This window comes from Mycobacterium sp. NAZ190054, from assembly GCF_001545925.1.
GTDB lineage: Bacteria > Actinomycetota > Actinomycetes > Mycobacteriales > Mycobacteriaceae > Mycobacterium.
This window is the reverse complement of the sequence record NZ_LMVQ01000192.1, coordinates 1-7,178: the sequence shown is the minus strand read 5'-3', so window position 1 is coordinate 7,178 and position 7,178 is coordinate 1. Positions and strand designations below refer to the sequence as shown.

At 69.5% G+C, this 7,178-nt stretch carries 8 protein-coding genes and 1 pseudogene; 6 read left to right on the top strand and 3 right to left on the bottom strand.

Annotated elements, in window-relative coordinates; genetic code table 11:
* Positions 1-971, bottom strand: a 971-nt coding sequence (locus ASJ79_RS14865) for a threonine/serine dehydratase (protein WP_231750854.1), incomplete at its 3' end; no start/stop codon positions are given.
* A 51-nt stretch (positions 972-1,022) separates the two neighbouring features.
* Here ASJ79_RS14865 and ASJ79_RS14860 point away from each other — a divergent pair.
* Together ASJ79_RS14860 and speB are read left to right on the top strand one after the other, a co-directional pair.
* Complete coding sequence (locus ASJ79_RS14860; RefSeq protein ID WP_067956428.1) at positions 1,023-1,445, top strand: thioesterase family protein; 423 nt, start codon at positions 1,023-1,025, stop codon at positions 1,443-1,445.
* 59 nt (positions 1,446-1,504) lie between these two features.
* The gene (gene speB, locus ASJ79_RS14855) at positions 1,505-2,527 is read left to right on the top strand and encodes an agmatinase (protein ID WP_369803681.1); all 1,023 of its coding nucleotides are present in this window, start codon (positions 1,505-1,507) and stop codon (positions 2,525-2,527) included.
* On the opposite strand, the gene ASJ79_RS14850 is transcribed toward speB, so the two are convergent.
* Positions 2,505-3,392, bottom strand: coding sequence for a cyclopropane mycolic acid synthase family methyltransferase (locus tag ASJ79_RS14850; protein WP_067956420.1), 888 nt, complete (start codon positions 3,390-3,392; stop codon positions 2,505-2,507). The genes speB and ASJ79_RS14850 overlap by 23 nt on opposite strands.
* Before the next feature lie 228 nt (positions 3,393-3,620).
* On the opposite strand from ASJ79_RS14850, the gene ASJ79_RS14845 reads away from it, so the two are divergent.
* From ASJ79_RS14845 to ASJ79_RS14830, 4 genes are all read left to right on the top strand, one after another.
* Entirely contained in the window at positions 3,621-3,824 is a 204-nt protein-coding gene (locus tag ASJ79_RS14845) for a hypothetical protein (RefSeq protein WP_067956418.1), read from the top strand.
* Between the two features lie 78 nt (positions 3,825-3,902).
* Entirely contained in the window at positions 3,903-5,072 is a 1,170-nt protein-coding gene (locus tag ASJ79_RS14840) for a serine hydrolase (protein ID WP_067956426.1), read from the top strand.
* 40 nt (positions 5,073-5,112) lie between these two features.
* A complete protein-coding gene (locus ASJ79_RS14835; RefSeq protein ID WP_067956425.1) occupies positions 5,113-5,508 on the top strand; it encodes a hypothetical protein in 396 nt (131 codons plus the stop codon).
* A 17-nt stretch (positions 5,509-5,525) separates the two neighbouring features.
* The gene (locus tag ASJ79_RS14830) at positions 5,526-6,821 is read left to right on the top strand and encodes a cytochrome P450 (RefSeq protein ID WP_067956416.1); all 1,296 of its coding nucleotides are present in this window, start codon (positions 5,526-5,528) and stop codon (positions 6,819-6,821) included.
* Here the strand turns inward: ASJ79_RS14830 and ASJ79_RS14825 are convergent.
* Positions 6,818-7,178, bottom strand: a pseudogene (locus tag ASJ79_RS14825) (hypothetical protein); the annotation flags it as partial. The gene ASJ79_RS14830 and the pseudogene ASJ79_RS14825 overlap by 4 nt on opposite strands.

Below are 7,178 nucleotides of genomic sequence, written 5' to 3'. Positions count from 1 at the left end.
AGTACGACTGGATGGGTGATCCGGCGATCTCCAGCCGCGGCTTCGAGTGGGACACCGCGTGCCCGGCCGACCAGTGGCGCCACTCGCACAACTACATGCACCACACCTACACCAACATCGTCGGACTCGACCGCACCGCTCGGCTCCGCGACCAGGTGCGCGCGGTGGACGAGCTCACGCACCGCCGCGCGGATCTCGTCCTCCGACACCGTGAGCATCCCGTCGAGGACAAGTCGCAGGTGCGCGAAGGTCAGTTCCGAAGGTTGCGAGCGCAGACCGTCGGCGATGGTGCGGTTGCGGTCCTCGATCGACCAGTCGACCCGGTGGCCGACGCGCAACGCCTCGGCCGTGTCGGCGGCGAGTTCGGGTTCGACACCGAAGACCGACGCGTCGGGACAGAGTGCGCGGATCGCGGTGCCGATGCCCGACGCCAGTCCCCCGCCGCTGACCGGCACGAGCACGTTGCGCACCGACGGCAGGTCCTCGGCGATCTCCAGGCCGATCGTGCCCTGGCCGGCGATCACGTCCCGATGATCGAACGGCGGGATCATCGCCCCGCCGGTGTCGCGCAGCACCTGTTCGGCGACGGCCTCGCGCTGTCCCGCCGCGCACAGCACGACCCGCGCTCCGAGGTCCCGCGTCGCCTGCACCTTGACCGCCGGGGTCTCCTCGGGCATCACGATGTGGGCCCGCAACCCGAACGCCGCCGCGGCGTAGGCCACCGCCTGAGCGTGGTTGCCGCTGGAATAGGCGACGACATCGGTGGCGGTCCCGTCACCGTCTCTGACCGCCCCGATGGCGTTGAACGCGCCGCGCACCTTGAACGCGCCGATGGGCTGCAGGTTCTCCGGTTTGATCCACAGCGGACGGTCCGGGTCGCCCCAGCGCGCCGCGAGCAGCGGCGTACGCACGACATGGGGCCGGATTCGGTCGGCGGCCGCCCGGACATCGTCGACGGTCACGAGCTTCATGGCTCCCAGTGTGGTGCAGCGCCGTGCCCGCGGCTGGCTAGGGTGGTGCGGGTGACCGAGTTCTCGCTGGTGATCGCGCCTCGTTACGCGGAGATCGACCAGCAGGGCGTGGTGTTCAACGGTCACTATCTGACCTGGTTCGACGAGGCCTGTACCGGCCTTCTCGAGTCGCTCGGCGTCGCGTATCCGGCGATGACGGCCGACGGCTACGACTTCCAGGTGGTGCACGCCGAGATCGACTTCGCGTCCCCGGTGCGCTGGCGGGACGCGGTGCGCGTCACCGCGTGCTGCACGCGGATCGGAACGACGAGCTTCACGATCGGATTCACGGTGCTGGCCCGCACCGGCACCGGCGACGAGCGCATCGCGGTGCGCGGGCACAACGTCTATGTGGTGGTGTCGGCCACCGACTGGGTCAAGCAGCCGATCCCCGACCCGCTGCGGGCCGCACTGGGCCGGTCCGTGGGCCGCTGACCGGTACGGTCGTCCGCATGGGTCACGAGCACGGACCGAACCGCGAGCTGCCGCCGGGCATGGCCGAACAGTTGGAGCTGGCCTACGCGGGGGTGGCCTCGTTCGGCCACCGGCCGTTCCTGACGGAGGCCGAACAGCTCGACTCCTGGAGACCCGACGCCGCGATCGTCGGCGCCCCGTTCGACATCGCGACCACCAACCGGCCCGGTGCGCGTTTCGGCCCGCGCGCCATCCGCGCGACCGCCTACGAGCCGGGCACCTACCACATGGATCTCGGGTTGGAGATCTTCGACTGGCTGGAGGTCGTCGACTTCGGCGACGCGTACTGCCCGCACGGCCAGACCGAGGTGTCCCACCGCAACATCCGCGAGCGGGTGCACGCCGTCGCCAGCCGGGGCATCGTGCCGGTGATCCTCGGCGGGGACCACTCGATCACCTGGCCGGCCGCGACGGCGGTGGCCGACGTCCACGGCCACGGCAACGTCGGCGTCGTGCATTTCGACGCGCACGCCGACACCGCCGACGAGATCGAGGGCAACCTGGCCAGCCACGGCACCCCGATGCGCCGGCTGATCGAATCCGGCGCGGTGCCCGGCTCACACTTCGTCCAGGTCGGCCTGCGCGGTTACTGGCCGCCGCAGGACACCTTCGAGTGGATGCTCGAGCAGCAGATGACCTGGCACACGATGCAGGAGATCTGGGAGCGCGGGTTCAAGGCGGTGATGGCCGACGCGGTCGGCGAGGCGCTGGCCAAGGCCGACAAGCTGTATGTCTCGGTCGACATCGACGTGCTGGACCCGGCGCACGCGCCGGGCACCGGCACTCCGGAGCCGGGCGGGATCACCAGCGCGGACCTGCTGCGGATGGTGCGGCAGCTCTGTCGCGAGCACGATGTCGTCGGCGTGGACGTGGTCGAGGTGGCCCCGGCCTACGACCACGCCGAACTCACCGTGAACGCCGCGCACCGGGTGGTGTTCGAGGCACTGGCCGGGATGGCGGCCAGGCGGCGCGACGCCGCCGGAGCCGAGCCGGGCCAGCCGGCCCGCTCCTACCGGGAGATCAGGCCTTCTTCACCAGAGTGAACTGGCAGACGTCGGTGTAGCCGTCGCGGAACAGGTCAGCGCACCCGGTCAGGTACTTCATGTACCGGTCGTACACCTCGCGGGACTGGATCGCGACGGCTTCGTCCTCCCGCTTGCTCAGCGCGTCGGCCCAGATGTCGAGTGTCTTGGCGTAGTGGGGCTGCAGCCGCTGCTCGCGCTGCAGGGTGAACCCGGCCTTGGCCGCGTGCTCGGCCACGACCTCCGGCTTGGGCAGGTCACCACCCGGGAAGATCTCGTCCATGATGAACTTCGAGAAGCGCAGCAGCTTCATCGTCACCGGCAGACCCTTCTCGGCGAACTCCTCGTCGCTGGGCTTGATGATGGTGTGCAGCATCATCACGCCGTCGCCGGGAAGCACCTGGAAGGCCTTCTTGAAGAACTCGTCGTAGCGGTCGCGGCCGAAATGCTCGAACGCGCCGATCGACACGATCCGGTCGACGGGCTCGTCGAACTGTTCCCAGCCGGCCAGCAGCACGCGCTTGCTGCGCGGGCTCGCGTGCGCGTCGAGCCGCTTCTGCACGTGTGCCTGCTGGTTGCGGCTCAGCGTCAGGCCGATGACGTTGACGTCGTACTTGTCGATGGCGCGCAGCAGCGTGGCACCCCACCCGCATCCGATGTCGAGCAGCGTCATGCCCGGTTCGAGGCCGAGCTTGCCCAGCGACAGATCGATCTTGGCGATCTGCGCCTCTTCGAGCGTCATGTCGTCCCGCTCGAAATAGGCGCAGCTGTAGGTCTGGGTCGGGTCGAGGAACAGCCGGTAGAAATCGTCCGACAGGTCGTAGTGCGACTGGACGTCCTCGAAATGGGGCTGCAGATCCGAAGAGCCGCTCGTGAGGTCTGGCAAAGTACAAGCCCTTAAGATTCTGGAAGCTGATCGGTCGGCGACGGCCCCACCGGGCTTGAGGGCCTGTCCCGGTTACGCGGTTCACGAAGCGTACCCGAGAGCCGGCCCAACCCGTGAATCACCAGGGCATCCGGCTGGACTTTTCTCGCGCGCGAGTGGGTACCCGGTGCGGGCGCACCTATCGTGGAAGTAGCGCTCCCATGTCCTTCGACCTTGGAGAGGTTGCCGATGACGACCCCCGACCGCAGCTCATTCGGAGACGCCCCGGAAGCCGACGTGGTCGAACAGCTCACCCCGGTCGCCGACGTCGACGAGGAGACGTGGCCCGACGCCCAACGTGTCGGCGCGGACCGCGATTGGCAGGCCACCGAGGCCGACCTGATCGAGCAGTCGATCCCCGTCCCCGAGGACGAGACGGAGTTCGATCGCTGACGGTGCCGGATCGTCAGCAGGACGGGACGGGCAGGGCTCGGCGAGGGCAACGCCGCGACGAATACTGTGAGCGCGATGATCACTCGCGTCGTGGCGGCCGTGCTCGCCGTCGTCCTCGCCGCCACCGGGTGCGGAGAGTCGGTGGACGCGACGCGCTCGGCTGACCGGCACGGCACCAGCGTCGTCGCGCCCGCGACCACGATGGCGCCGCAGATCACCGGCCGCCTCGACAGCGCGGTCGAACGGGTCATCGACGAAGCGGGCATCCCCGGCGCGATCATCGGGATCTGGACCCCCGACGGCGATTACGTGCGTGCCTTCGGCGTGGCCGACAAGAAGACCAGGGCGCCGATGAAGACGGATCTGTTCAGCCGGATCGGGAGCCAGACGAAAGCCTTCACCGTCACCGCGGTCCTTCTGCTGGCCGACCAGGGCAGGCTCGGCCTGGACGACCCCGTCGCGCGGTACGTCGAGGGCGTGCCGGGCGGTCAGCGCATCACGCTGCGCCAACTGGCCCGGATGCAGAGCGGGCTGCCCGATTACTCGGCCGACCCCGGGTTCGCACGCGCGGTGTACGACGACCCGCGCCGCAGCTTCACACCGCGCGAGCTGTTGGACTACGCGTTCTCCCGGCCGCCGAGCTTCGCCCCCGGTGACGGGTTCGAGTACTGCAACACCAACACCGTGTTGCTGGGTCTGGTGGTGGAGAAGGTCAGCGGCCGGACCATGGCGGAGTTCCTCCGTGAGCACGTCACCGGCCCCCTCGGGATGACCGGCACCAGCTTCCCCACCGACAGCCGGTTCCCCAGACCGCATGCGGCCGGCTACACCATGCAGACCGCCGACGGCCGGGAAACGACGGCGACCGACTGGAACCCGTCCTGGGCGTGGGCCGCCGGGAACATGATCTCGACGCTGCACGACATGCGGATCTGGGCCCCGGCGCTGGCGACCGGTTCGCTGCTCACCCCGCAGATGCAGCAGGAGCGGCTGCAGACGGTCGACCGATCCGGGGCGCCGGCGCCACAGGGTTACGGACTCGGCGTGTTCGACGTGGCCGGCTGGATCGGCCACAACGGCAGCCTGCCCGGTTATCAGACCGTCTCGGTCCACCTGCCCGAGCGGGAGGCGTCTCTGGTCATCCTGGTCAACACCGACATCGCGTTCCGGGGCGCGGACCCGGGGACGTTGCTGGCCACCGCGATCACCGGCGAGCTGACCCCCGACCACGTGTATCGAATCGACTGAGCGGCGGTTGCCGACCCGGCGCGGCGGGTATGTGGGCTCGGTGACCGAAGCGAGTGAGCAGACCGTCGACGCGGTGGGCAAGGTGAGTGAAGCGCTGGAGTACCTGGAACGGGCCCGAGGCCATCTGTACGCGTTCCACCAGCTGATAGGCCGCGCCGACCTGCTGCTCGGCGAAGGCGCCCGCGCGCTGCGGGAAGCCGGTCACGGCGCCGTCGCCGAGCGGCTGGAGACCGAACTCGTGGGCCGCAACGTGCTCGACGGCCGGTGGACCTTCCAGGTCGTCGAGGAGTTCGACGACGACTACTGGTCGCCGTTCAGTGAGCACGTGCGCAGGGTCCGTGACGAGCTGGTCGGCGGTGACCGTCACCCCCACGAAGCCCGCATGAAAGAGGAGCTGCGCACGCACGGCAGAAAGGGTCATGAAGCCCGGCCCTGAGACTACGCTTGGGCCGCATGAGCCTGGGCACCCACAGGGCGGCTGTCATCCGGACGAACGGGGTCGCTCCGCCGGAGGTGCCGCTGGCCGACATCGACCTGGGGTCGTGGGATTTCTGGGGCCTTGACGACGACTACCGGGACGGTGCGTTCGCCACCCTCCGGCGCGAGGCGCCGATCTCCTTCCACGCCGCCTACGTCGCCGACACCGACTCCGAGGTCGCCGGGCACTGGGCGCTGACCCGTCACGAGGACGTGTTCTTCGCCAGCAGGCATCCCGAGATCTTCAGTTCCGCGCTCGGCATCACCGTCGGCGACCAGAGTCCGGAGCTGGCAGAGTATTTCGGGTCCATGATCGCGATGGACGACCCCCGGCACACCCGCCTGCGCAACATCGTGCGCAGCGCGTTCACCCCGCGGGTGCTCGCCCTGATCGAGGATTCGGTGCGCCAGCGCGCCCGCAGCCTGGTCCGGGACATGGTCGCCGCGCATCCCGACGGCCGCGGCGAGATCGTGGGCGAGCTGGCCGGTCCGCTGCCGCTGCAGATCATCTGCGACATGATGGGCATCCCCGAGCGGGATCACCAGAAGGTCTTCCACTGGACCAACGTGATCCTCGGTTTCGGTGACCCCGACATCGCCACCGACTTCGACGAATTCGTCTCGGTGGCAATGGAGATCGGCACCTATGCGACAGCACTGGCCGAGGACCGCCGCGGCAATCCCGGCGACGACCTGACCACCAGCCTGGTCCGGGCCGAACTCGACGGGGAGCGTCTGACCTCGGCCGAGGTGGCGTCGTTCTTCATCCTGCTGGTCGTCGCAGGCAACGAGACCACCCGCAACGCGATCAGTCACGGTGTGCTCGCCCTGAGTCGCTACCCCGAGCAGCGCGAACGATGGTGGGCCGATTACGCCGGCATGGCGCCCACCGCCGTCGAGGAGATCGTCCGGTGGGCCTCCCCCGTCGCGTACATGCGCCGCACCGCGACCCGTGACATCGAGATGCGCGGCGTGAAAATCGCTGCCGGCGACAAGGTTTCGCTGTGGTACGGATCCGCGAACCGGGACGAGTCGAAGTTCGCCGACCCGTGGACGTTCGATGTGGGCCGGCATCCGAACCCGCACGTCGGGTTCGGCGGCGGCGGCGCGCACTTCTGCCTTGGCGCCAACCTCGCCCGCCGCGAGATCACCGTGGCGTTCGAGGAGCTGCACCGGCTGGTGCCCGACATCCATGCCGTCGCCGAGCCCGACCGGTTGCACGCGGCGTTCATCCACGGCATCAAGCGCCTGCCGGTGGCCTGGGGCGGCTAACGGCTGCGGATGTCCGGGCCCATCTTCTCCGCGGGCCCGTCCTGGCGGCCCCGGTCCGGGGCGGCATGCTTGCCGTCCGGTCCGCCGTCGTCGACCTTGGCGTTCGTGGTGTCCCGGGGGTCCAGCTTGTCGGCGTGCTCGCGACGCGCGTCCAGATGCTGCTGCGAGTGGTTCAGCGCGTCGCGGCGGCCGGCAGCGGTGTCGGCCAGGCGCGCGGCCTCGGCGGCCTTCGCGCACGCCGTGCTGTGGGGCCAGGGCCGGACACTGGCGTTGGAGCACCCCGAGTTCTGGGGTGGCCTCCTCGACGTCGACGAGGCGCTGCCGCCGGAACTGCTGGCGCAGTACCTGCGCGCCGAG